A 24,849-nucleotide genomic window follows, 5' to 3' on the forward strand; every position below is an offset into this window, starting at 1 on the left:
CTTCATGGCGTTGCTCGGCCTCGACCCGAAGGTGGTCGCCACCGCGCGCGAGCTCGCGGCGCGGGCGGCCGAACCGGTGGTGTCCATCGCGAAGGCGCACACCACCGTCGCCGTCGAGCGCGCCACACTCCGCCTGGCCGGCATCACCGGCGCGGACTCCACGCACCGCGCCGGTGACGTGCCCTGGGTCAACCGCGTGATCGACGCGGTCCGCGAGCAGTGCGGGCTGGAGCACGGCGTGGTGCTCCCGGCGTTCCACGCGCTCCGCCGGCACGACCTCGGCAGCCTCACCGAGCTCGCGGAGGCCACCGCGGCGGGCCAGGTCCGGTTCACGATCCCCACCGGCAAGGAGCTGACCGCGGCGAAGAAGGCAGCCACCGGTGCTGTCGCCAAGGGGATCAGGACGATCGACCGCAACCGGGTCCAGCGGGACAAGCTCGTCGCGAAGCTCGGCGACCCCGCGCAGCGCCCGTGGATCTACCTGATCGTCGCGACCGGCGACATCGACGAGGACGTGGTCCAGGCCCAGAACGCGGCGCGCGCGGGCGCCGACGTCATCGCCGTCATCCGCTCGACCGGGCAGTCGCTGCTCGACTACGTGCCGGAAGGCGCGACGCACCACGGTTTCGCGGGCACGTACGCCACGCAGGAGAACTTCCGGATCATGCGGGCGGCGCTCGACGACGTGTCGAAGGAGGTCGGCCGGTACGTGCGGCTGACCAACTACGCGTCCGGCCTGTGCATGCCCGAGATCGCCGTGCTCGCGGGCCTGCAACGGCTCGACATGATGCTGAACGACTCGATGTACGGCATCCTGTTCCGCGACATCAACCCGATCCGCACGTTCGTCGACCAGCGCTTCAGCCGGCAGGTCCACGCCCGCGCCGGGATCATCATCAACACCGGCGAGGACAACTACCTCACCACCGCGGACGCCGTCGACGCCGCGCACACCGTCACGGTCTCCCAGCTCCTCAACGAGCACTTCGCCCACGAGGCGGGACTGCCCGACCACCTGCTGGGCCTGGGGCACGCCTTCGAGATCAACCCGAAGGTGCCCGACTCGTTCCGCCTCGAGCTCGCGCACGCGCTGCTGGCCCGCGAGCTCTTCCCGGACGCGCCGCTCAAGTGGATGCCGCCGACCAAGCACATGACCGGCGACGTCTTCCAGGGCTACCTGCTGGACGGCTTCTTCAACCTCGCGGGTGTCCTCACCGGACAGTCCATTCTGCTCGTCGGCATGATGACCGAGGCCGTCGTGACGCCGTTCCTGTCCGACCGCGACCTCGCCCTGCGCAACGTCCGGTACGTGCTCGACGCGGCGGGCAGCCTCGCGGAGGACTTCCGCCCCGCACCGGACGGGCTCATCGTCAAGCGCGCGCACCAGGTGCTCGGCGAGGCCGTCGACCTGTTGGAGCGCATCGTCGCCGACGGCCTGCTCAACGCGATCGCGGACGGCACGTTCGGCCTGATGAAGCGCCCCGCCGACCAGGGCAGGGGCGCGGACGGCGTCGTCGAGAAGGCCGAGGCGTACTTCAACCCCGCGAGCGAGATGCTGGAGGCCGGAGCATGAGCAGGTACGTGAGGCCGTACGGCGACACGACCGGGGACGGCATGGTCCAGACCTCGTTCACGCTGCCGGTTCCCTTCGGTCCCAGGGCGGACGGCGCGGCGCAGCAGCTCGCGAACAAGATGGGCATGGACCCCGCGATGGTGGTCCACTCGCACCCCATCGGCGACGACTTCACGTTCTTCGTCGTCTACGGCTCGGTCAAGCACCTCGTGGACATGGACGAGGTCCGGGTCGTCGAGCGCGAGTACCCGTTGCTCAGCCCGGCCGAGGTCAACACGACGGTGAAGAAGGTGTTGCGGCGCAAGCTCGTCGTCGTCGGCGGCTGCATCGGCACGGACGCGCACACCGTCGGGATCGACGCGATCCTCAACATCAAGGGCTTCGCGGGCGAGAAGGGCCTGGAGTACTACCGAGAGCTGAAGGTCGTGAACCTCGGCGCGCAGGTCTCCGTGCCGGAGCTGGTCAGGCGGGCGCGTGCCGAGAAGGCCGACGCCGTGCTGGTCTCCCAGGTGGTGACCCAGCGGGACGCGCACATCCTGAACACCCAGGAGATGTCCGCGGCGTTCCGCGAGGCGATGGGGGACAGGCGCCCGCTGCTGGTCGCCGGCGGTCCGCGGTTCGACCCGCTGATGGCGGGCGAGCTGGGGGTTGACCGGGTCTTCTCCCGGGGTACCACGCCGGGCGAGGTCGCGAGCTACCTGGTGCACGCGATGCAGGAGAAAAAGGGGGTGGCCGCGTGAGCGGGGCTTTGGTCGAGGGTTTTCAGGTGACGCACCGCCGTTATGTGCCGCACTCGCACGCGCACTACGGCGGAAACCTGGTCGACGGTGCCTACGGGCTCGGCATGTTCGGCGACGTCGCCACCGAGCTGCTGATCCACACGGACTCCGACGAGGGGTTGTTCGCCGGGTACAGCTCCGTGGAGTTCGTGGCGCCGATCCAGGCCGGTGACGTCATCGAGGCCACGGCGACGTTGGCGCGCATCGGAAAGCGCTCCCGGGAGATCGAGTTCGAGGCGCGCGTGGTGTGCCGCTCGGCGCCCGAGCGGGGGCCTTCCGCGGCGGACGTGCTGGATCAGCCGATTGTCGTAACCCGCGCCCGCGGAACGGTGGTGGCGCCGAAAGCCGCCGAATAGCAAGGAGTTCCGCGCGGGCCCGCACGCGTTCGTTGCGACGGCGAGGAACTCGGCCCCAATCTCCGCTGATTCGACCGCAACCTCGGCCGCCCTGGTCCGTTGGTCACTGCAGAGGCAGTGATATGCCGGGGAGGACGGGGAAGCAGTGAAGATCGACCACCAGGGTGAGACACCTCCGTACGAGCAGGTGCGGGTGCACTACGCGCACGCCATCTCGAACCGAGAACTGCCGGTGGGCGCCAAACTGCCGACAGTGCGCGCTTTGGCGAAGGATCTGGGGCTCGCGGTCAACACGGTGGCCCGCGCCTACCGCGAGCTGGAGGAAGCCGGGCTCGTCGAGACGCGGGGCCGCGCGGGCACCGTGGTGAGCGCGAACGGTGACAGCAACCGTGAGCGCGTCCGTGCGGCGGCGGCCCAGTACGCGGCCATGGCCGCGGAGCTGGGTCTGTCGTCGCAGGAGGCGCTGGAGATCGTGCGGGCCGCGCTGCGGCCCTGACCGGCGTCGTCGCACGGGCGCATCGCGGCACCGCCGCGCCGCGATCCGGCCCTGCACGCGCACGCGGTGTCTCCGCCGCGCTGGTACCAGGCCAGCGAGAACGAGCCAGGTCAGCGAGAACGAGCTGGTCCACCTGATCGGGGTGCTCGGGCCCGTCCGCGGCGTGGACCGGCCCTTGCCCGCGGTTCCCGAGCACGCCGTGAACGAGCGGACGCGCTTGTCAACCCACCGATCGGCGATCTGTGGACAACCCTGCGTGTGCCTGTCTTCGCGCAGGCCTTGAGCGGCCTGTTCATCACCCGTTCGCGACCTTCCGAAACGTCCCGCCGCAGTTAGGCTCCCCGGTGGATCAGGAATAACTGACTCGTCAGTCAAACTAGGGGTGCGAGATGGGGCGGACCGTCCGCGACGGCCTGCGGCTCACTGCCGAACAGCAGCAGTTCGTCGAGCTCGCCAGGGACTTCGCCGCGAGGGAGATCCGCCCGCGGGCGCGTGCCGTCGACGAGGCCGACACGGAGTCACCGCTCGACGTCTGGGAGAAGGCGGCGGAGCTCGGGCTGACGAGCTTCATGATCCCCGAGAAGTTCGGCGGCGGTGGCGTCGGCGACCTGCTCACCCAGGTGCTCATCCAGCAGGAGCTCTGCCACGGCGACATCGGCATCGGCAACCTGATCACCTCCAACGGCTTCTTCAGCGCGCCGATCGAGCACCTCGGCACGCCGGAGCAGCAGGAGCGGTTCCTCGGCCCGCTCGCGACCGGGAGCCCGCTCACCGCCGTCGCCGTCACCGAACCCGGCAGCGGGTCGGACGCCGCGAGCATCCGGACCTCGGCCAGGCGCGCGGGGGACGAGTACGTGCTGAACGGCCGGAAGACCTGGATCTCCAACGCCCCCTACGCCGAGCACTTCGTCATCTTCGCCACCACGGACCCGGCCAAGCGCGCCAAGGGGGTGACGGCGTTCGTCGTGCCGCGCGACAGCCCGGGACTCGCGGTGGGGCCACCGTTCCCGAAGATGGGGCAGCGCGCGATCGTGAACGCCGAGGTGTTCCTCGACGACGTGCGCGTGCCCGCGGAGAACCGGCTCGGCGAGGAGGGGCAGGGGTTCGCCGGGCTCATGCGGACCTTCGACGCCTCGCGCATCCTCATCGGCGCGGCCACGACCGGGCTCGCCCGCGCGGCGCTCGACTTCGCGAACGAGTACGCCCGCGAGCGGACGCAGTTCGGGGTGCCGATCATCCAGCACCAGGCCGTGGCGTTCCGGCTCGCGGACATGGCCACTCGCGTGGACACCTCGCACCTGCTCACCGTGCGTGCGGCGACGTTGTACGACGGAGGGCACCCGGTGACGCAGGAGTCGGCGATGGCGAAGCTCGTCGGCTCGGAGAACGCGATGTGGTGCACGCACGCGGCGGTGCAGACGTTGGGCGGCTACGGGTACTCCCGCGAGTACCCCGTCGAGCGCTGGATGCGCGACGCCAAGCTCGAGGAGATCGAGGAAGGCACCTCGGACATCCAGCGCCTCGTCATCTCGCGCGGCCTCGGTGCGAGATGATCTTCTCCGATCCCGCCTCGGTCGCGGTCGTCGGCGCCAGCGACAACCCGGCCAAATGGGGTCACTGGCTCGCGCGCGGCGCGCTCGTCGGCCGTGATCGCCGCGCTGTGCACCTCGTGAACCGCGGCGGTGGCCCGGTGCTCTCCGAACCGACCGTCCGGTCCCTCTCCGAGCTGCCGGAACCTCCCGAGCTCGTCGTCTTGGCCGTGCCGGCGGCGCACGTGCCGGCGGTGGTCGACGAGGCGCTGGCGGTGGGCGTGCGCGGCTTCGTCGGCATCCCCTCCGGCATCGAGGACGGTGTGGTCACCCGGATCCGCGAGGCGGGGGCGCGGCTGCTCGGGCCGAACTGCCTGGGCGTGTTCGACGCGGCGACGTCGCTGCACCTCGCGTGGGGGCGGTTCCAGCCGGGCTCGCTGGGCGTCGTGTCGCAGAGCGGCCAGGTCGGGCTGGAGGTCGCGGGACTCGCGGCCTCGTCGGGCACCGGCGTCTCGCGGTTCGTCTCGGTCGGCAACCAGGCCGATGTGACGGCCGCGGAAGCGTTGCTGGAACTGGTCTCCCACGACCTCACCAAGGTCGTGGGCGTCTACCTGGAGAGCTTCGGCCCGGGGATCGTGACGGCCATGTCGGAGCTGCGCGCGGCCGGGAAACCGGTGGTGCTGCTGACGGTCGGTTCCTCGGTGGCGGCCAGGGAGGCCGCCCGCACGCACACCGGCGCGCTGACGTCCTGTTTGGACGTGGTGGACGCCGCCTGCCGGAGAGCCGGCGCGGTCAGGGTGGCGACCCCCGCCGCCCTGGTCGACCTGGCGGCGGTGCTGACGTCCGGAACGCCGCGCGGCCCGAGGGTCGGAGTGATCTCCGACTCCGGCGGCCAGGGCGCGATCGCGGCCGATCTCGCCGTCGCCGCCGGGCTGTCGGTACCGGCTCTGTCCGCTGTGGACGGGCTGCCGGAGGGCGCGGCGCGGCGCAACCCGATCGACCTCGCCGGCGCGGGGGAGCGGGACCTGCGGAACTACGCTCGCGCGGTCGAGGTCCTGCTGCGCGGGGGAGAGGTCGACTCCGTCGTGCTGTCCGGCTACTTCGGCTGCTACGGGCCGGACACGCCGTCGCTGGAGGTGCCCGAGGTCGCGGTGGCGCACCGGATCTGCGCCCTGGCGAGGGAAACCGGCGTTCCGGTGGTCGTGCACAGCATGCGCGAGGACTCGGCGGCCGTGCGGGCCCTACGAGCCGGCGGTGTGCCCGTGCAGCACACGGTCGAACGCGCGCTGGCCGCGCTGGGCGACGCGACCCGGCTCGGCCGGAGCTCGCCGGAGGTCGTCTCCGGCCGTGCGGCGACCACGACGCCGTTCCGGCCCGGCTACCTCGCCGCCCGGGAGCTCCTGGACTTCGTCAGGTTCCCCGCCGCGCACGCCGTGAGATCGGCGGCGCAGGCGCGGGCCACCACCCTGACCGGCCCGTACGTCCTCAAGGCCGACCGGCTGGCGCACAAGAGCGAGCACGGCGGCGTGCGGCTCGGCGTCACCGATCCCGCGGCGGCGTTCGAGGAGATGCAGGCGAGGCTCGGCCCCGGCACCTACGTCCTGGAGGAGATGGACACCCGCGAGAACACCGTCGAGCTGATCATCGGCGCGAAACGGGACCACTCGTTCGGCCCAGTGGTGCTCGTGGGGGCCGGCGGCGTGCACGCGGAGTTGTTCAGGGACACCGCGATCGAGCTCGCGCCCGTGACTCCCGCCACAGCGCGGGACATGCTGGCCCGCCTCGTCTGCGCCCCGCTGCTCACCGGCTGGCGCGGCGCCCCTGCCACCGACGTGACCGCGTTGGCCGAGGTCATCGCCCGGATCTCCGAGACGCTCGCGGCCCGCCCCGACCTCGCCGAGATCGAGCTGAACCCCGTGCGCGTGGGCCCGGACGGCGTGCTGGCCGTGGACGCCCTGATCGTCCCTTCGGGCGACGCTTTGAACGATTCCGGTGGCCTGTACGTGGCATGAGCATGATCCCACCTCGCATCAGCGGCGGTGACGCGCTGGTGCGCGCACTCGTCGCGCACGGCACCGAGCTGGTGTTCGGCATCCCCGGCACCCACAACCTCGGCGTCTACCGCGCTTTGGCCGAGCAAGGCGTGAAGCACGTCACCTCGCGCCACGAGCAGGGAGCCGGCTTCGCGGCCGACGGCTACGCCCGCGTGACCGGCAAACCTGGGATCTGCCTCACCACGAGCGGCCCGGCCGTGCTCAACGCGATGACGGCCGTCACGCAGTCCTATTCGGACTCCGTGCCGGTGCTGCTGATCTCCCCGGGAATGCCGCTGCACCACCCCGGCCGCGGCAACGGCACGCTGCACGAGGTGCGGCACCAGAGCGCCGCGCTGGAGGCGGCGATCGGCTACTCGATCCGCGTGCACAGCGTCGCCGAGATCCCCCTCGCCGTCGCCCAGGCCTTCGCGCACATGACCTCGGGCCGCCCCCGGCCCGCGCACCTGGAGATCCCGCTCGACCTCATCGACACCGTCGACAGGGTCAGCGACGTGCCCCCCGTCCTGGTGGCCCACCCGCCGGCGGACGCCGTCACGGTCGCCGCGGCCGTGAGGCGCCTGAACTCGGCCGAACGCCCCGGTTTCATCGTCGGCGGCGGCGCGAAGGGAGCCGCCGAGGAGCTCACCACCCTCGCCGAACGCCTGGGCGCCCCGGTCGTCAGCACCGCCAACGGCAAGGGCACCTTCTCCGAACGCCACCCCCTCTCCATCGGCGCCGGCCTGCACCTCAAGGCCGTGGCGGACTTCGTGGCGGAGTGCGACGTGGTCGTCGCCACCGGCACGGAGCTCGCCTCCACCGACCTGTGGCACGGCCCGCTCAAGTTCGCCGGCGACCTCATCCGCATCGACGTCGACCCGGCCCAGATGATCACCAACGCCCTCCCCGACTACCGCCTGGTCGGTGACGCCCAGGCCACCGTCGCGGCCCTGAACCAGCGCCTCGGCAACGGCAAGCCCGGCGAGGAGGCCGCCCAGCGCGCCGAACGCTGGCAACGGCTCTTCCGCAAGCACGCCCGAGCCCAGGGCGCCGCCTGGCTCCCCCTCGTCGAGACCGTGCAGGACGTGCTGGCCCCCGGCGCGATCATCGCCGGCGACAGCGCGATGGCCTGCTACTACGGCACTTTGTCCAACCTCCTGCTCGAACGCCCGGCAAGTTTCCTGTACCCCACGGGTTTCGGCAGCCTCGGCTACGGCCTGCCCGCGGCCATCGGTGCCAAGCTGGGCAGCCCCGACCGCCAGGTGGTCGCACTGCACGGCGACGGCGGCGTGATGTTCACCCTGCCGGAGCTGACCACCGCGGCCCAGGAACGCCTCGCCCTGCCCGTGATCGTCTGCGACAACGGCGGCTACGGCGAGATCCGCCGCGAGATGGTCGAACGCGGCGACCCCGTGCACGGCGTGAACCTGCCCGGCGTCGACTTCGCCAAGGTCGCCAAGGCGCTCAACTGCCACGGCGTGACCGTCAGCACCCAGGACAAGCTCGCCACCGCCCTGCGCAAGGCGTTCACGGCCGACCGGCCGACCGTCATCCACGTCGTGGGCGACCTGGCGGGCTCCTGAGTCCTTGTTTTGGCATGAAATGGGTCCCGCCGACGTGAGACCATGCCTCGATGGCGCGCGACGACCTGGACTTCACCACCGGCGACGTCAGCGGCACGGTGTTCCAAGCCAACAACGTCCACGGCGACGTGCACCTGCATGTGGGCAAGAGCGCGAGACCGGCCTACGACCCGCCGTCGACCTGGGCTGAGGCGCGGCAGCCCGCGCCGGAGATCCAGTCGTTGCTGTGGGCGCAGATCCAGGCGGCGCACGAGACCCCGTACCGCCTGCCGGGCGCCCGCAAGCCGTCGCTGGACACCATCTACGTCCGCCAGGACCTCGGCAACGCCGTCGACGAACCCGACGAACCGGACCAAGCACGTCAGGACCCCGTCCTGGACGACGAGGGCAGGCTGATCGAGGCCCCGGTCCGGCCGGTCGTGCGCTTCACCGTCCGCCCGCCGTCGCGCACGATGGCCGAGGCACTCGACGGTGATGCGCACCTCGTCGTCACCGGAGGCCCCGGTCTCGGCAAGTCGACCCTGACGCTGCGCCTGGCCGCGGACATCGCCCGGTACTGGAGCCATCGCGACGACGACGCCCCGTTGTCCGAACCGGTCGTTCCGCTCAAGATCACCGCTCGAGCCCTCGCCGTTCGCCTCGGCGTCCCCTTCGCCCAGGCGCTGGCCGACAGCGCCAACGCGGAGTACGGCTCGTTCCTGCGCGAACCCGTCGACAAGGACCTCTTCACCGGGCGCGTGGCCGGCTGCCGGTGGCTCCTCCTCGTGGACGGTCTCGACGAGGTCGCCGACACCGACCAGCGCTTCCGCCTCGTCGGTGCCCTCGCGGCCTGGGCGCAGGACGGCACCTACCGGATCCTGCTCACCACCCGTCCCACCGAGGGCGGCGCCCTCGCCCCACTGCACCGCATCGGCGCCGTCCGCTACGAGCTGCAGCCCTTCGACGCCGCCGCGCTGGCGCGTTTCGCCGCCAACTGGTTCCCCGAGGACGACGCCCAGCGCTTCCTCCGCCAGATCCGTGAAGCGCACCTGGACGAGCTCGTCCAGGTACCGCTGCTGGCCACGATCGCCGCGATCATCCACGGCGAGTACAGCGCCGAACCGCTGCCCGGCAACCAGTACTCCCTCTACGAGACCTACCTCGCCCACATCCGCCGCGACACGCCGGACCGGTTCGACCGCGAACGGCTCCTCGAGCACCTCGCGCGTACCCGCCTCGAGACCGACACCCCGTTGCTCGCCGCCGCCCGCGACTGGGTGGCTGGCCGCGAGACACCGCAGTCCCCGGCGTGGCAGGAGGACCTGACCGCTTACCTGCTCTCGGTCGGCCCGTTCGTGCTCCGCGGCGGCGACCTCGCGTTCCTCCACCAGAGCTTCGCCGAGCACCTCGCCGCGACCTCCTGCGCCAGGGAGCTGCCGGACGAGTTCTGCCCCGACGTCTTCGCCGACCTCCTGCACGCCGCCGACGCCCGCGAGTCCGGCCGGTTCGCTCGTGCCGTGCTGCTCCACCACACGCGCCTGCACCCCGGCGAGGCCGATCGCCTCCTGGACTGGCTGCACCGCGGCAACGCGGGCCAGCACCTTCTCGCGGCCCGCCTGCTGGCCCACCACCTGCCGGCCTCGGCGCCGAGGACGGAGGCATTCCTCGACACGGTCCGGGACTGGGCCATGACGACGCACTACAGCGCGGCCGACATCCTCGCCGAGGCTTCCCGGGCGACTCGGTTCCCCGACCTGGCGGCGTGGCTGCGCTGCCTGCTGGACTGCGCCGAAGCGCCGCGGTGGTCACGGGTCGAGGCCGCCACCGCCTTGGCGGTGCGCGTGCGTGGCCCGCACACCCCGGAGGCCCTGAGCTTCCTGCACCACGTCGTCGAGGACTCGCGGGCTCAGGTGTCCGACCGGCTCATGGCGGCAGAGGCGTTGGCCCAGTGCGGCGCCGGTGAACGTGAGGTCGCCGAGTGCGGCCTGCGTGCGGTGCTCACCGACCCGAACGCCTCGGGCGCATCCATCCGAGCCGCTGCGGTGATCTTGGCTGCGTTCGATGGCGACGCGCGCGCGTTCGCGGTCGACGCGTTGTCCGCCGCCTTGGCGGATGACGATGCCTCGCCGCTCCGCATCGTCGAAGCAGCAACGGGCCTTCTCGAGATCGACCCGGCTTCCGCCGATGTCTGTGCAGAGTTTTTCCTCTCGGTGCTCAGGAATCCGGCCAACACAGCTCTCGGGTGGTACGACGCTGCGATGGGGTTGGCCTCCATCGGTCCGGACCGCCTCGATGAGGCGGTCGTCGAGCTGATTGCACGCATCACCGAGCGTCTGAGAACTCCCGGTCGCCAGGTGGCCGCGGCGCGGGCTCTGCGGGAGCTAGGACTGCAGCACAGGCAGACGGCGGGTGAGTTGATTGCGGCGGCGGCCGGGTTCGCCGTTGGAGGGTTGAATCGCTCGCTGTTGCTCGGCCACCTGGTCACGTACGCATCCCAACGTGATACCGCGCTGGCCGGTCTGCGGAAGCTGATGGCCGAGTGCCATCAAAATTGGAACACCATCAGGCGCGCGGCCGTAGCCCTGGGCAAGGCGGGGCCTTCGTTCCGGGACGAGACGGCCGCCGCGTTGTCGAATTCCGGTGCGCCGGTCGGCTCCCATGACAATGTCACGATTCTCGACGCGCTCGTCGATCTTGGTGAGCCGTATCGCGCACAGGCATTGCGTGAACTGCACGGCTTGCTCGCAGACCCCGACGTGCACGTTGAGGTCCGGTGCCGCGCCGCCAACACACTGATCAGGTCTGGGCCTGATCACCACCCACAGGTGATCAGGCATCTCAGGCGAATCGCGACGCCGGACGCCTACCAGGAACTGGCCCGCACATGCGCCGGCGACGAGGCACTGGCAGCGCTCCTGGACTGTGCCCTTTCGCCGGACGCTCCCGACGACGCGATGTCTCTGCTGGCCAACGCGGTTTCAGGCCAAGACGCTGTAAGGGCGGAGGAAGCGGCTGAGGCGCTCCGCGCGGCTGCGCGTGATGCGCGACGGCCGATGCGGATTCGGATCACCGCCGCGAATGGGCTCTCCTCACTCGGCAGTCGTTTCGATCGCGAGTCAGCCGTGGAGCTGAGCCGCATCATCCTCGGCGAGCCGATGATCAATGATTTCCGCTATGTCGCCTTGCACCACTCCGGCAGCGGAGTCGGTCCGCGTCGGGAACTGGCCAAGGCGTTGCTGGACGTCCTGGCGGACGAACGGACGTCGGCTTTGCGGGAGTGGAAAGCCGTGGCGGTCCTGGATGAGTTGGGACATGGTGGTGACCACGAGGTCATCGCGGCGTTGCAGGGACTTGTAGACTTTCCCGGCCTCGCCGGTGATGAACGTGCCGCCGCGGCAGTCCTCCTCGCATCTCGGCTGCCGCACCAGCTCAACCGCGTTGCTGACCTGGTGGTCGCCGGGGCCGAGATCACTCCACTGGAGACGCTGAAAAGACACGTTCGAGACTTGCGATTGTTCGGCACGGACGTATCAGACAGGTTCCGCGCCAGACTGACGAGCGCTGACCGTAAGCCGATGGAAGTCATAGGCGCCGCGACTGTGCTCGGGGAATCTGGTGAACTGCGGAAGCTCGTGCAGGATGATCTGTTGCAGTTGTCGCGGCGATGCTGGGCGTACAACTGCCTGGCACTGGTGGAGCCGGCGGCGGTCAGTGAGGCGGTTGACTACTTGCGAGTCGTCATCCACGACGCCGACGCTCCTGCCGATGAGCGTGGAATGGCGGCCCTTAGGCTTGCTCACATCGATCGGGCAACCACTGCGACATCAGCCTCCACGCTGTGGCGTTTCGCCGAAGCCCCAAGCGCTCCGTTGGACGAGCGAGCGGCCGTTCTGATGAACCTGGACTTGCTTCTGAATCCGTCACCCCGGCGCTATGAGCAGGCGGTAACAGACATCTTGCGCAGACCGGAGGTGACCGCGAAGGCATGGCGGATGCTCATCAGCGTGCTGCCTCGGCCGGTGCGCACGGAAATGGAGCGAACACTGCTGCAAGACCGCTCTGTTCCGATCAAGGACAGGGTGCCGTCCGCGGACCAGTGGGACGATCTGCCTTTGCGTGATGAGGTGGTGGCAGCGATCCGTGAGGTGATCGCGGCGCCGGAGGAGTGTCCGCGCGAACGAGCGGATGCCGCAGCCGCGCTCTCCAGCGTGTCATCGACCTACCAAGCCGAGGCGGTCGCTGCTCTCGAGCAGTTGCCTCGGAACAGCGCCCGATCGGGTCTCGCGGGCATGAGCAGGGCGCACTGGTGGCGTGTGCACGATGAGGCGCTGGCCGAGGTCGCGGATGAAAGCCTGCCGTTTCGGCTGAGGTACACCGCAGCATGCCTGCTCGACGACATCGGCGCCGAACCTGGGGCTGCCGCGGTCGAAGTGCTGTGTTCGGCGCCTTCTTGGCGGCAGCGCCTCGACGGTCGGCTGACGTCCGGGAAGGTCGACGCCGTCCGGAGAACGCGGGACGACGTTGACGAACCAGCCGTGGTGCGGGTTCGGGCGGCGTGGAAGCTCAGGGCGTACGCGGTGGATGACCGAGCAGCCGGTGTCCGGGTGCTCGCGGACGTGGTCGGCGACAGGGACGCACGTCCCGCGCTTCGCCTGCGGGCGCTCAAGTACCTCGGCGATTTCGGTGTCGCGGGACGGAAGCTGGCGGCGCCAGCGGCGCGCGAGATGTTCAGCGATGTCGAGGTTCCCGTACTGGCCCGCGCCGGTGCGGCCGTGGTGCTGCATCAGGTCGAGCGGTCCGCCCGGCGCGAGGTGCTCACCTTCCTGACCGAACTCGTGCCTCAGGTAGCAGCTCTACGGCGAGTGCAGGTTCTGAGCCGTATCGGTCAGTTCGACTCGACCCGGGCCATGTTGCACCTGCAGGAAATGGGGAGGAGCGAGCCCAGTCCCGTGGTGCGGATGCGGTGTGCTCGGACCCTCGTGGAGATGCGGCGGGACCAGCGCGAGCAGGCATCGGTCATCGCCAGGGCCGTCGCCTGGGACGAGACGGCGCCGCGGCACGTCCGGCGCGGCGCTGCACGCGACCTCGCCCGGTGGAGTGAGCTGATGAGGGAGGACGCGCGGGCCTTGCTGGTCCGGTTGCGGGATTGCGGGGCTCGGTAGGTTCTCCTTCAGCGACGTGAGGAGGCCCCGGTGCTGGCTGTGGTGGTGCTGCTGGCCTTCCTCGTTCCGCCGCCCGGTCCCGTCACCATCGACGTCGAGAGCCTCAGCGGCTCCGGGTGCCCGGCCGGCTCGGCGACGGTGGCCATGTCGGGGGACAACCAGGCCTTCACGGTCACCTACAGCGACTTCCTGGTGCAGGGCAACGGCGGTGAGGCCAAGAAGAGCTGCACCATCGCACTCCGGATCACCCATGCCGCCGGGTACACGTTCGGCATCGCGGCCACGGACCACCGCGGGTTCGCGCACCTGGCTGAAGGCGTGAAAGGCACCCAGCGGAGCAGCTACCGGTTCCCCGGCTTCCCCACCCGGCACAGCACGCACGTGTACCAGGGGCCGATGAGCGACAACTGGCAGGTCACCGACACGCCCGACGTGACGCAGCACGGGCCGTGCAAGGACCGGAAGCCGTTGACCGTCGAGGCCGAGCTGAAGGTGGCCGGCAAGGGGAGCGCCAGCTTCATGACGATGGACTCGACCGATTCGAGCGTGAGCACCACGTTCCGGATCGCCTGGAAGAAGTGCGCGGAATAACGGGCGCGGTCTTGGCGTTGTCTGCTACAGTCCGTTCGTGACCGGCGGTGCGCCAGGTGGCGCACGTAAGTTCCGGCTCGCTGCTGGACCTCTCGACTCCGCAGCGACGATCCCCAGCATCTGACGCTGGCGGACCCGTGCAGATGCCCTCCCCACGAAGAGCATCTGGAAGCGCTCTCCCCCGAGCACGAGCAGTTCGCTCTGCGCACCGGGGTTGACGAGGCGCGTCTTCCACAACCTTCCCGAAAGGACACACCCGATGCACATCGGTGTACTCGACATACGCAACAACAAGGCATTTCTCGTTGACGGGCCGCTGGTGCCGCAGAGTCTCGTCAAGCACCACGACCTGCGCAGGGGTGACCGGATCAGCGGCGAAGCCCAGGACGACAGACTGGTCGGCGTCGACACGGTCAACGGGCGCGCGCCGCACCGGCGGCCCCGGTTCGAGGACCTGACGCCGCTCTACCCCAACGAACGGCTGCGGCTCGAGCACGATCCGAACGAGCTCACCAGCCGGGCGATCGACCTGGTCATGCCCGTGGGCAAGGGGCAGCGCGCGCTCGTCGTCGCTCCACCCAAGGCCGGCAAGACCGTTGTGCTGCAACAGATCGCGCAGGCGATCGCCAAGAACAACCCCGAGTGCCACCTGATCGTGGCGCTCGTCGGCGAACGGCCGGAGGAGGTCACGGACCTCACCGGCAGCATTCCCGGCGAGATGTTCGCCTCCACGTTCGACGAGCACCCCCGAGACCACATCGCCGCGGCGGAGCTGGCTGTCGAGCGGGCCAAGCGGCTCGTCGAGGACGGGCAGGACGTCGTGGTGCTGCTCGACTCGCTCACCCGGCTCGGCCGCGCCTACAACCTGGCCGCGCCGAACGGCGGGCGCATCCTGAGCGGTGGTGTCGACTCCACCGCGCTCACTCCGCCGAAGCGGTTCCTCGGCGCCGCGAGGAACATCGAGAACGGCGGCAGCCTCACGATCTTCGCGACCGCGCTGGTCGAGACCGGGTCGACGGCCGACACCGTGATCTTCGAGGAGCTCAAGAGCACCGGCAACGCCGAGCTGAAGCTCGACCGCAAGGCGGCGCAGCGCCGGGTCTTCCCCGCGCTCGACCTGCACCAGTCCAGCACGCGCAAGGCGGAACTCCTCGTCAGCAAGGAGGAGCTCGCCATCACGGACGCGATGCGCCGGGCCATGGCCGACCGCGACATCGACGTGCTCCTCGAAGGACTGCGCAAGACGCAGAGCAACGCCGAGTTCCTCATGCAGATGTCGAGGTGACGTCCCGCGCACGGGTGGGCGCGCCCAGGGCGTGGAAGAGGAAGCCGATGCCCGTCACGATCAGCAGCGGCACGACCTGCGACAACGTGTAGGAAGCGCGTTCTCCGGCGAAAGCCGCGGGCAGCTCCACCGGCCAGATCAGCACGACAACGGTGAACGCGACCAGGCCGGTCGTGAGGACCGTTGCCAGTACAGCGAAAGGCGCGCGGAACGGACGCGCGGCATCGGGCCTGCGGCGGCGCAGCACCAGCAGCGACGGGAACGTCAGCAGGTAGCTGATGAACGTCGTCGAGATCACCAGCGCGAGCCCGGCGGTGAAGTACTTCTCGGAGTCGCCGCCGGTGAGGTTCAACGCCGTCACCAGGACGACGGACGCCAGCAGTCCGGAAAGGACGTTCACGCGCACGGGGGTGCCGTGACGAGGGGACAACCGGCCCAGGTAGGCGGGTCCGGCGCCGTCGGCGCACGCGACCGCCTGTGCGCGGTGGGCGCCGATCGCCCAGGAGACCGCGGAGGTCAGCACGCCGACGATCAGGCCGGCGGCGCAGACGGCTCCGAGGACCGCGCCCGCGCCGGTCAGCACGACGGTCCCGTCCGGGGAAACGGAGCCGCCGTAGACGGTGAGCACCTGCTTGGCGGCGTCGATGAACCCGCCCAGGCCCTCGATCCGCGACGCCGGCACCACCAGCAGGATTCCCAGGATGGGCCCGCCGTACAGCACGAACGCCGTGAAACCGGCCCGCAGGACCGCGAACGGCACGGTGCGCTGCGGATCGGTCATCTCCTCGGTGGCGGTGGAGGGCAGCTCGAAGCCGACGTAGTTGAAGATCAGCACCGGGACCAGGGCGACGAACCCCGACCACGTCGGCACGAAGTCGGTCCCGGACAACGGTTGTACGCCGTTGCGCAGCGCGTACAGCACCACCGAGACCATGAAGAAGCCCAGCAGCGCGATCCGGGCGAACGCCCCGGCGATGGGCACCCACTTGCCGATCCGCAGGGAAGCGGCGACGGCGAGGACGCCGGCCCAGACGAACACCAGCCCGGCGACGTGCTTGCCCACCAGCCCCAGCGGCAGGAAGAACGCCTCGAACGTCGTCACCGCGATGATCGCCAGCGTGCCACCCGTCCACAACGGGTTGGACAGCCAGTAGAGAACCTGGTTGACCCCCGCCGCGAGCCGTCCGAACGCGAGCTTGGTCCACACGTACGGGCCGCCCTCGACGGGGAACGCCGTGCCCAGCTCGGTGATGAGGAGCCCGTACGGCAGGAAGAACACCACCGCCAGGACCACCATCCACACGAGACCCTGGGGACCGTGAGCGGCGGCGCTGCCGATCGTGTCCAGGCCGACGAGGGTGCAGACCAGGTAGAACGTCACGTCCGTCCGGCGCAGGGTCCGCCGCAGGTGGGTGCGTTCGCCCAGCCAGTTGCCGCTGAGAGGCTGTACCTGGCTCACTGGGCCTCACAAGCTGAAGTCGCGGGAAGGGTTCGATGAGTTTTCTGCAGGTCACCTGGACCGACCCGGCCACGGGCGCGCGCGGCTACCTCGTCATCGACCGGCTGGTGCGCGGGGTGAGCAGCGGTGGGCTGCGGATGCGCACCGGCTGCACGCTCGACGAGGTGCGCGGGCTCGCCGAGGGGATGACCGCCAAGGAGGCGCTCAACTACGACCCCGGGGCGCGGTACGTGCCGCTCGGCGGCGCCAAGGGCGGCATCGACTTCGACCCCCGCGACCCGCGGGCCGAGGACGTCCTCACGGCGTACCTGTTCGCCATGTCGCCCTACGTCGAACGGTTCTGGACGATGGGGGAGGACCTGGGCCTGCGGCAGTCCACCATCGACCGGGCGATCGCGAAGATCGGTCTGCGGTCGTCGATCCAGGCCGTGTACCCGCTGCTGGACGACGAGGACGAGGCCCGCCGGCGCCTGAGCGACGCGTTCGGGGTCGTCGTCGACGGTGTGGGCCTCGACGAGCTCGTGGGCGGCTACGGGGTCGCGCAGGCCGCGCTCGCCGGCATCGAGCGCCTGGGCCTGACCAGCCCGACGGCGGTGGTCCAGGGCTTCGGCTCGATGGGCGGCGCGACGGCCCGCTACCTCGCCCGGGCCGGCGTCGCGGTCGTCGGGCTCGCGGATGTCCACGGTGCCATAGCAAACCCTGATGGGCTCGATGTGGAAACCCTTTTGCTCTCCCGGGATCCGCATGGTGGCGTAGATCGCACCAAGATCAGGAGAACCGACCTCCTGCTCGACCGCGACGAGTGGCTCGACATCGAGGCCGACGTGCTCGTCCCGGCCGCCACGAGCTACGCGATCGACGTGGGCAACGCGCACCGCGTCCGGGCGCGGCTCGTCGTCGAGGCCGCCAACATGCCGATCACCGTCGAAGCGGAGGAGCTGATCGACGCGCTGGTCATCCCCGACGTCGTCGCGAACTCCGCCACCAACTCCTGGTGGTGGTGGACCCTGTTCGGCGACATCGAGCCCACCGCGGAGGCCGCGTTCGCCAAGATCGGCACGACCATGCGCCGGCTCGTCGCGAAGATCATCGGCGAGCCGTCACCGCGCGCCGCCGCCGCACGCATCGCCGCCGAGGCCGTCCGGGAGATCGAGCAGCGGTTCCAGCCCGCTGCTCTCACAGGGGATCGGCCTACCGGGTGCCGGTCCTGACGCCCGCGTCCCCGGTCACGGCCGGCGCAGCCAGGTGGCCCACCGCCACAGGTGCTCGAGCGGGCCGTGGCGGTGCGCGCGCAGCCAGAGGGCCGACCACAGCCACTGCAGCGAGATGATCGAACCAGTGACTGCCAGGAACACGGTCACGGGCCACGTCGTCGCGTCGCCGCCAACCAGCCGGGCGGCCGCCAGCACGAGGACCGTCGCGGTCAGGTAGTTGGTGAACGCCATCCGCCCGAGCGGTGCGAACACCGCGTCCAGGACGGGCCGGAGCGGTGTGTGGCACAGGAGCAGCAGGACGCACACGTACAGCCCGGCGCCCAGCAACCCGGCCGCTGTCAGCGGCAGGTGGTCGGCGAAAGGCAGCGACACGGCGAACGCTGCGCCCAGCACGGCCGGTACCCGGACGGACTGTTCCACCCGGTCGACCACCCCGTACCGGACCAGGGCCGCACCGAGGAGGAAGAGCCCGGAGACCACGACGAACCGGCTGTCGCCGGTGATGAGAGCCGTGGCGAGGAACGCCGCTCCGAGCCCGGCGACGGCCCAGCGCGGCAACCACGTCGACGGCAGCAACACCAAGAGGCCGACCACCGCGTAGGTGGACAGGATGTCGCCCCACCAGAGCAGCAGGTGCGCCGCCCCGGCCACCCCGAGCGCCAGCAGCCGGCGGAGCAGGACCAGCCGGGGCCTGTCGACGCGTGTCGCCGCGGACCGGTGGAGCAGCGCGAACCCGATGCCGAACAACAGCGAGAAGATCGGGAAGAACCGGCTGTAGACGTGCCCGAGCCACTGGTACTCCGCGCCGGGCGGGCCGGTGGTGGCGGCCAGGGTGGCGTGCGCGATCGGGTGGACGTTGGCGAGGAGGACCCCGCAGAGGGCGAAGCCCCGCACGATGTCCAGCGCACCGATCCGCTGCTGACCGGGAGAGGCGTCGGACATGGACCTGAGCGGTGTCATGGCTTGATCGTCTGGCCGTGCCGGTCACCCGGCACCGGTCGAAGGTGCGGTTGGAGCGGTTCTTCCGGCCGGTTCGGGCGACCAGTCCGTCGAATCGGTACTTTCGGCCAGTCCACGCCGCCCGTGATCATCCGTAGCCTGCCGGACGTGGATGAGCGAAACCGGGCCGGGATCGCTGCGGACGCAGGGCTCGGGGTCGTGTTCTCGGTGGCGGTCCTCGTGCAGGCGCTCGCGCTCGCGGACAGCTGGGGTGTCGGCTACTGGTGGTTCGGCGGCCCGGCCGCGGCGCTGGTGTGCGGGCTCGCGGTCGTACGCCGATGGCGCCCGGCGGTGCTCGTGGCGATCGTGGTCGCGGCGATCACCACCGTGGTGGCCAGGGTCGCGGATCTGCCCAGTGAGCCGGGGGTCGCGATGGCGCTGGGGTTGTCGGTGCTGGTCGGTGCCGCGGTGCGGACCTTTCCCGTCCGGTCGGCGGTCGCGGTGGCCGCCGGTGCCGCCGTGGTGGTCGCCGTCGGCTGGGTGGCCGCGCGGCCGGACGCCGCGGGTTTGCCGCCCGCGGTGGCGCTCAACCTCGCCGGGTGGCTCACCGCGCTCGTCACGGGCTTGTGCCTGCGGTTGCTCGACCTCCGCAGCCAAGCCGCCGCCGAGCGGGTGCGGCGTGACGAACGGCTGGAACTGGCACGCGAGCTGCACGACGTCGTCGCCCACCACGTCACCGGCGTCGTGCTCCAGGCACAGGCCGCACGGGTTGTTCAGCGCAAGCACCCGGAACGCCTCGACGACTCCCTCACCGGCATCGAGGCCGCCGGCACCGAGGCGCTGGCCGCGATGCGCCAGGTCGTCGGCTTGCTGCGGGACACCGGCGACGTGGTGTCCGCCGCGCCGGGACCGGAACCCCTGGGCGAGCTGGTAGGCCGCTTCCCGGGGCCACCGGTGCGGTTGCGGCTGCCCGCAGGCGAACCGGCGTGGTCGCCGGAGGTGACCGGCACGGTGTACCGGGTCGTCCAGGAGGCGCTGACCAACGTCGGCCGGCACGCGCCCCGCGCCCGCTCGGTCGCCGTCACCATCGCCGACGACGGGCAGGCGGTCACCGTGGAGGTCACCGACGACGGGCCTGCGCCGACCCGGTACCACCACCGCCGCGGGTACGGCCTGGTCGGCATGCGGGAGCGCGTCGAGGCGCTCGGCGGCACGCTGCGCGCTGGTCCGCACGGTGCGGGGTGGTCCGTGAGAGTGGTGCTGCCGGACGGGAAACGCCGGTGACGATCAGCGTTCTCCTCGCCGACGACCAGGCGATGGTCCGCAGCGGCATGCGGCTCCTGCTCGAGGACCAACCGGACATCCGGGTGGTCGCCGAGGCGGTGGACGGCGTCGAGGCGGTCGCGCTCGCCAGGCGGCTGCGGCCGGACGTGTGCCTGGTGGACGTCCGGATGCCTCGTCTCGACGGCATCGAGGTGACACGCGCGCTCGCCGGCCCCGGGGTCGCCCGCCCGCTGCGGGTCGTCGTGGTGACCACCTTCGACCTGGACGAGTACGTGTACGGGGCGCTGCGCGGCGGCGCGGTGGGGTTTCTCCTCAAGGACGCCGGACCCGCGCTGCTCGCCGAGGCCGTCCGCGCCGCGAGCGCCGGGGACGCGCTCGTCTCGCCATCGGTCACGATGCGGTTGCTGCGCCACCTCACGCCGGCGTCGGCCGCTCAGCCGGCGCGGCCACTGTCCGAACGGGAGTGGGAAGTCGTCCGCGCCGTCGCGAAGGGCCGCACCAACGCCGAGATCGCCGCGGAGCTGTTCATCTCGCTGAGCACGGTCAAGGGGCACGTGTCCGGCATCCAGACCAAGCTGGGCGTGCGCAACCGGGTCCAGATCGCCGCGTGGGCGTGGGAGAACCGGGTCGTGACGCAGTCGTGAACCCGTTGCGGCGGTGGCCGTTCACGGCTGTCGGACCAGACCGTCCCCCGCGCGGAAGACCCAAGCCGGCGAGATAAATGCGTTGCGCCCCGGACGGCCGGTTGGCCATCGTGGCGCACGTGAAGCAGTGACGTACGCAGCAGCTCACCCGCACTGTCCGGACGGTGCGGGTTTTCCCGTACGCCACTGACTCCTGGGGACTCGTTGAACCTGAGGGCTGACTTCGCCGACCGCAAAACCCTGTGGGTGGTCCGCGAACTGGGACTGCCGGCCATCGTCAAGACCTGCGTCTCGTGCCGGACCGCGCGGCACCACCCGACCGGCAAGATCCGGGTGAACGCGAACGGCAAGATCCTCGACGTCTGGCTGCTCATCGGCTGTGAGCGGTGCGGCCGCACCTCCAAGATCCCTGTGCACGAGCGCGTTCACGTGCAGACGCTCGACCACGAGCGGCTGGTGAGGTTCGAGGACAACGACCCGGCGATCGTGCGGCAGCTCGCGATGGACTCCGGCCTGATCGGGCACCGTCTCGACTGGACCGGCACGTGGGAGCTGGAGACCGGCATGCCGTTCTACGACGTCGTGAACGACCCGGAGCCGCTGGAGGTGGTCGTCACCTTCGAGCTCCCCGTGCCGATCCGGGTCGAGAAGCTGCTCGTGGCCGGGCTCGGCCTGAGCCGGTCCGCGGTGGCGGACGCGGTCGGCTCGGGCCGGATCCGGCTGCCGGTGGCGGCCGGCGCCAGGGTGCGCGCCGACTTCGTGTTCCTGATCGGCCGTCAGCGCTTCCGGCGCTGCGAGGGCGCGCCCACGTAGTCGGCCAGGTGCTCGCCGGTCAGCGTCGACCGGCCGGCCACCAGGTCGGCGGGCGCGCCCTCGAAGACGATCTTGCCGCCGTCGTGCCCGGCGCCGGGACCGAGGTCGATGATCCAGTCGGCGTGCGCCATGACGGCCTGGTGGTGCTCGATCACGATCACCGACTTGCCCGCGTCGACGAGCCGGTCCAGCAGGCCGAGCAGCTGCTGGACGTCGGCCAGGTGCAGACCCGTGGTGGGCTCGTCGAGGACGTAGATGCCGCCCTTGTCGGCCATGTGCGTGGCGAGCTTCAACCGCTGCCGCTCGCCGCCGGACAGCGTCGTCAGCGGCTGCCCCAGCGACACGTAGCCGAGGCCGACGTCGTCGAGGCGGCGCAGGATCGCGTGGGCGGCGGGCGTGCGCGCCTCACCGGAGCCGAAGAACTCGACGGCCTCGGAGACGGGCATCGCGAGGACCTCGGAGATGTCCTTGCCGCCGAACTCGAACTCCAGCACGGCCTGGTCGAACCGCTTGCCCTCGCACACGTCGCAGGGCGACTCGATGGTGGCCATGATGCCGAGGTCGGTGAACACCACCCCGGCGCCGTTGCAGTTCGGGCACGCCCCCTCGGAGTTCGCGCTGAACAGGGCCGGCTTCACGCCGTTGGCCTTGGCGAACGCCTTGCGGATGGGTTCCAGCAAGCCGGTGTAGGTCGCGGGGTTGGACCGGCGCGAGCCCTTGATCGGTGCCTGGTCGACGACGATCGCGCCGGCGTCGCGCGGCATCGACCGGTGGATCAGCGAGGACTTGCCCGACCCGGCCACCCCGGTGACGACGGTCAGCACGCCCAACGGGATGTCGACGTCCACGTCGCGCAGGTTGTTCGCCGACGCCCCGCGGATCTCCAGGACACCGGTGGCCTCGCGCACGGACGGCTTCAGCTCCGCCCGGTCGTCGAGGTGGCGGCCGGTGACGGTGCCGGACTCGCGCAGGCCCTCGACCGAGCCCTCGAAGCAGATCGTGCCGCCGCCGCGGCCGGCGCCGGGACCGAGGTCGACGACGTGGTCCGCGATCGCGATCGTCTCCGGCTTGTGCTCGACGACGAGGACGGTGTTCCCCTTGTCCCGCAGGCGCAGCAGCAGGGTGTTCATCCGCTGGATGTCGTGCGGGTGCAGACCGGTCGTCGGCTCGTCGAAGACGTACGTGACGTCGGTGAGCGCCGATCCGAGGTGCCGGATCATCTTGACGCGCTGCGCCTCACCGCCGGACAGCGTGCCCGCGGGCCGGTTCAGCGACAGGTACCCGAGGCCGATCTCGACGAACGAGTCCAACGTGTGCGCGAGCTTGTCCACCAGCGGCGCCACCGACCTGTCCCGCAGCCCGCGGATCCACTCCGCCAGGTCGGTGATCTGCATGTCGCACAGGTCCGCGATCGAGACGCCCTTGATCTTCGACGACCGCGCCGCCTCGGTCAGGCGGGTGCCGGCGCAGTCCGGGCACGTCCCGAACGTCGCAGCCCGGTCCACGAAGGCCCGGATGTGCGGCTGCAGCGCCTCGCGGTCCTTCGACAGCACGGACTTCTGCAACTTCGGGATCAGGCCCTCGTAGGTGAGGTTGATGCCGTTGACCTTGATCTTGACCGGATCCCGGTAAAGGAAGTCGTGCAGCTCCTTCTTGCTGTACTCGCGGATCGGCTTGGCCGGGTCGATGAACCCGGACTGCGCGAACGTCTGCACGGTCCACTGGTTGTCGACGTTGTAGCCGGGCACCTTGATCGCGCCCTCGAGGATCGACTTCGCGGAGTCGTAGACCTCGGTCAGGTCGATATCGGAGACCTGGCCGCGGCCCTCGCAGCGCGGGCACATGCCGCCGGTGATCGAGAACTCGCGGCGTTCCTTGACCTTCTGGCCGGCCTTCTCGATCGTCACGGCGCCCGCTCCGGAGATCGAGGCGACGTTGAACGAGAACGCCTGCGGGCCGCCGACGTGCGGTGTGCCGATGCGGCTGAACAGGATCCGCAGCATCGCGTGCACGTCGGTCGCCGTGCCGACGGTCGAACGCGGGTCGGCGCCCATCCGCTGCTGGTCGACCAGGATGGCCGTGGTGATGCCCTCCAGCAGGTACACCTCGGGCCGCGGCAGCGCCGGCATGAAGCCCTGGACGAACGCCGAGTAGGTCTCGTTGATCAGCCGCTGCGACTCCGCGGCGATCGTGCCGAACACCAGCGAGCTCTTGCCCGACCCGGAGACACCGGTGAAGACCGTCAACCGGCGCTTGGGGATCTCCACGTCGACGTCGCGCAGGTTGTTCACCCGCGCGCCCCGGACGCGGATCAGGTCGTGGGTGTCGGCCTCGTGCGCCGTCGGTGCTGTCCTGGTCATGGCGCAGAACCTAGTCCGGGCGCCTACGCCGTGCCTTCTCGATTCCGGATTGATTGCCCGCGGAGCCGGTAGTGGTAGGTGCACACCTCCCGGAACCCCGTCCGCTCGTACAACCGGAACGCCGTGGAGTTCGCCTTGTCCATCTGCAAGTACATGTGGTTCGCCTCCCGCGTGGCGGCCCACGAGGCCAATGCCGCGAGAACGGACCGTGCGGCGCCCTGACTCCGTGCCGATGGCAACGTTGTCATTCCGAACACGCCCGCCCAGCCCTGCTCGGCCACGGCCCGCCCGACGGCCACGACCTGACCGTCCACCCTGGCGCACGCGTACGCGCTCGGGTGCTCGACCCGGCTGAGCAGGTCGCGTTCGGCGCTCACGTCCCGTGTGGTCACCACCTGCCAGGCCGCCAGCCACTCGTCGCTCGCCCGCCTGGTCACCTCACCGGCGTCGGCGTCGGCCTGGCGCAGAACCTCCGCGGTCGAGGCGATCTGCAACGACATGGCGCGGCTGCGCTCGTAGCCCCGGCCGTCGAGCTGGGCGTCGAGCCCGTCGGCGCACACGCCGGGCGTGATCTGGAACCGCGCCGCGGACCCGCGTTCGGCGCAGAACTCCTCGGCGAGGTCCACCCGGTCCTCGCGGTCGTGCGGGAGCACCGAGCCCACCCACCAGGCGTCACCGGGGGAGTGGCGCAGCCACCAGCCACCGGCCTCCTCGACGTGGGCTGCGGGCTGGGCGCGCGCCGCGTACTCCTGCAGCGTCTTCAGCAGCAC

The 24,849-nt window shown here is 70.7% G+C and carries 17 protein-coding genes and 1 pseudogene; 14 read left to right on the forward strand and 4 right to left on the reverse strand.

All coding sequences use genetic code 11. From position 1 onward, the window contains the following. Positions 1 to 4 precede the first annotated feature (4 nt). The 10 genes and pseudogenes from kamD to rho all read left to right on the forward strand — a co-directional run. A complete protein-coding gene (gene kamD, locus BMW88_RS31665; protein ID WP_089957917.1) occupies positions 5 to 1,573 on the forward strand; it encodes a lysine 5,6-aminomutase subunit alpha in 1,569 nt (522 codons plus the stop codon). After that, positions 1,570 to 2,313, forward strand: a complete 744-nt coding sequence (gene kamE, locus BMW88_RS31670) for a lysine 5,6-aminomutase subunit beta (protein WP_089957918.1) — start codon at positions 1,570 to 1,572, stop codon at positions 2,311 to 2,313. Before kamD ends, kamE begins: the two co-directional genes overlap by 4 nt. Continuing rightward, positions 2,310 to 2,708: a 3-aminobutyryl-CoA ammonia lyase gene (kal, locus tag BMW88_RS31675; RefSeq protein ID WP_089957921.1), complete on the forward strand. Its 399-nt coding sequence runs from the start codon at positions 2,310 to 2,312 to the stop codon at positions 2,706 to 2,708. Before kamE ends, kal begins: the two co-directional genes overlap by 4 nt. A 145-nt stretch (positions 2,709 to 2,853) precedes the next feature. Continuing rightward, on the forward strand, positions 2,854 to 3,204 hold the full coding sequence (locus BMW88_RS31680; protein WP_089957924.1) for a GntR family transcriptional regulator: 351 nt from the start codon (positions 2,854 to 2,856) through the stop codon (positions 3,202 to 3,204). A 389-nt stretch (positions 3,205 to 3,593) separates the two neighbouring features. Continuing rightward, entirely contained in the window at positions 3,594 to 4,757 is a 1,164-nt protein-coding gene (locus BMW88_RS31685) for an acyl-CoA dehydrogenase family protein (protein ID WP_089957927.1), read from the forward strand. After that, a complete protein-coding gene (locus tag BMW88_RS31690) occupies positions 4,754 to 6,745 on the forward strand; it encodes an acetate--CoA ligase family protein (protein WP_089957930.1) in 1,992 nt (663 codons plus the stop codon). The genes BMW88_RS31685 and BMW88_RS31690 overlap by 4 nt, the downstream gene beginning before the upstream one ends. A 2-nt stretch (positions 6,746 to 6,747) precedes the next feature. Further along, entirely contained in the window at positions 6,748 to 8,349 is a 1,602-nt protein-coding gene (locus BMW88_RS31695) for a 5-guanidino-2-oxopentanoate decarboxylase (protein ID WP_089957932.1), read from the forward strand. A 50-nt stretch (positions 8,350 to 8,399) separates the two neighbouring features. Beyond that, positions 8,400 to 13,490 carry an NACHT domain-containing protein gene (locus tag BMW88_RS31700; RefSeq protein ID WP_089957935.1) on the forward strand — a complete coding sequence of 1,697 codons (5,091 nt, stop codon included), beginning with the start codon at positions 8,400 to 8,402 and terminating at the stop codon, positions 13,488 to 13,490. A 30-nt stretch (positions 13,491 to 13,520) separates the two neighbouring features. Then, entirely contained in the window at positions 13,521 to 14,081 is a 561-nt protein-coding gene (locus tag BMW88_RS31705; RefSeq protein WP_089957938.1) for a DUF4360 domain-containing protein, read from the forward strand. A 268-nt stretch (positions 14,082 to 14,349) separates the two neighbouring features. Next, positions 14,350 to 15,366: pseudogene (gene rho / locus BMW88_RS31710) on the forward strand (transcription termination factor Rho); the annotation flags it as partial. Here rho and BMW88_RS31715 read toward each other — a convergent pair. After that, positions 15,347 to 16,825, reverse strand: coding sequence for an APC family permease (locus BMW88_RS31715; RefSeq protein WP_218148273.1), 1,479 nt, complete (start codon positions 16,823 to 16,825; stop codon positions 15,347 to 15,349). The pseudogene rho and the gene BMW88_RS31715 overlap by 20 nt on opposite strands. 35 nt (positions 16,826 to 16,860) lie before the next feature. Between BMW88_RS31715 and BMW88_RS31720 the strand changes: the two genes are divergently transcribed. After that, entirely contained in the window at positions 16,861 to 18,036 is a 1,176-nt protein-coding gene (locus BMW88_RS31720; RefSeq protein ID WP_089957945.1) for a Glu/Leu/Phe/Val dehydrogenase dimerization domain-containing protein, read from the forward strand. A gap of 15 nt (positions 18,037 to 18,051) precedes the next feature. Here BMW88_RS31720 and BMW88_RS31725 read toward each other — a convergent pair whose 3' ends face one another. Next, on the reverse strand, positions 18,052 to 18,999 hold the full coding sequence (locus tag BMW88_RS31725; protein WP_089957948.1) for a DUF418 domain-containing protein: 948 nt from the start codon (positions 18,997 to 18,999) through the stop codon (positions 18,052 to 18,054). A gap of 147 nt (positions 19,000 to 19,146) precedes the next feature. On the opposite strand from BMW88_RS31725, the gene BMW88_RS31730 reads away from it, so the two are divergent. The 3 genes from BMW88_RS31730 to BMW88_RS31740 all read left to right on the forward strand — a co-directional run bounded on the left by BMW88_RS31730 (position 19,147) and on the right by BMW88_RS31740 (position 21,719). Further along, a complete protein-coding gene (locus BMW88_RS31730) occupies positions 19,147 to 20,262 on the forward strand; it encodes a sensor histidine kinase (RefSeq protein WP_218148274.1) in 1,116 nt (371 codons plus the stop codon). Beyond that, a complete protein-coding gene (locus BMW88_RS31735) occupies positions 20,259 to 20,906 on the forward strand; it encodes a response regulator (protein ID WP_089957951.1) in 648 nt (215 codons plus the stop codon). The genes BMW88_RS31730 and BMW88_RS31735 overlap by 4 nt, the downstream gene beginning before the upstream one ends. Before the next feature lie 204 nt (positions 20,907 to 21,110). After that, entirely contained in the window at positions 21,111 to 21,719 is a 609-nt protein-coding gene (locus BMW88_RS31740) for a DUF1062 domain-containing protein (RefSeq protein WP_245778189.1), read from the forward strand. Here the strand turns inward: BMW88_RS31740 and BMW88_RS31745 are convergent. Together BMW88_RS31745 and BMW88_RS31750 are read right to left on the reverse strand one after the other, a co-directional pair. Next, on the reverse strand, positions 21,683 to 24,079 hold the full coding sequence (locus tag BMW88_RS31745; RefSeq protein ID WP_089957957.1) for an ATP-binding cassette domain-containing protein: 2,397 nt from the start codon (positions 24,077 to 24,079) through the stop codon (positions 21,683 to 21,685). The genes BMW88_RS31740 and BMW88_RS31745 overlap by 37 nt on opposite strands. Before the next feature lie 23 nt (positions 24,080 to 24,102). Beyond that, positions 24,103 to 24,849 carry a GNAT family N-acetyltransferase gene (locus tag BMW88_RS31750; protein WP_089957960.1) on the reverse strand — a complete coding sequence of 249 codons (747 nt, stop codon included), beginning with the start codon at positions 24,847 to 24,849 and terminating at the stop codon, positions 24,103 to 24,105.

It is taken from the genome of Lentzea xinjiangensis (assembly GCF_900110955.1).
GTDB lineage: Bacteria > Actinomycetota > Actinomycetes > Mycobacteriales > Pseudonocardiaceae > Lentzea > Lentzea xinjiangensis.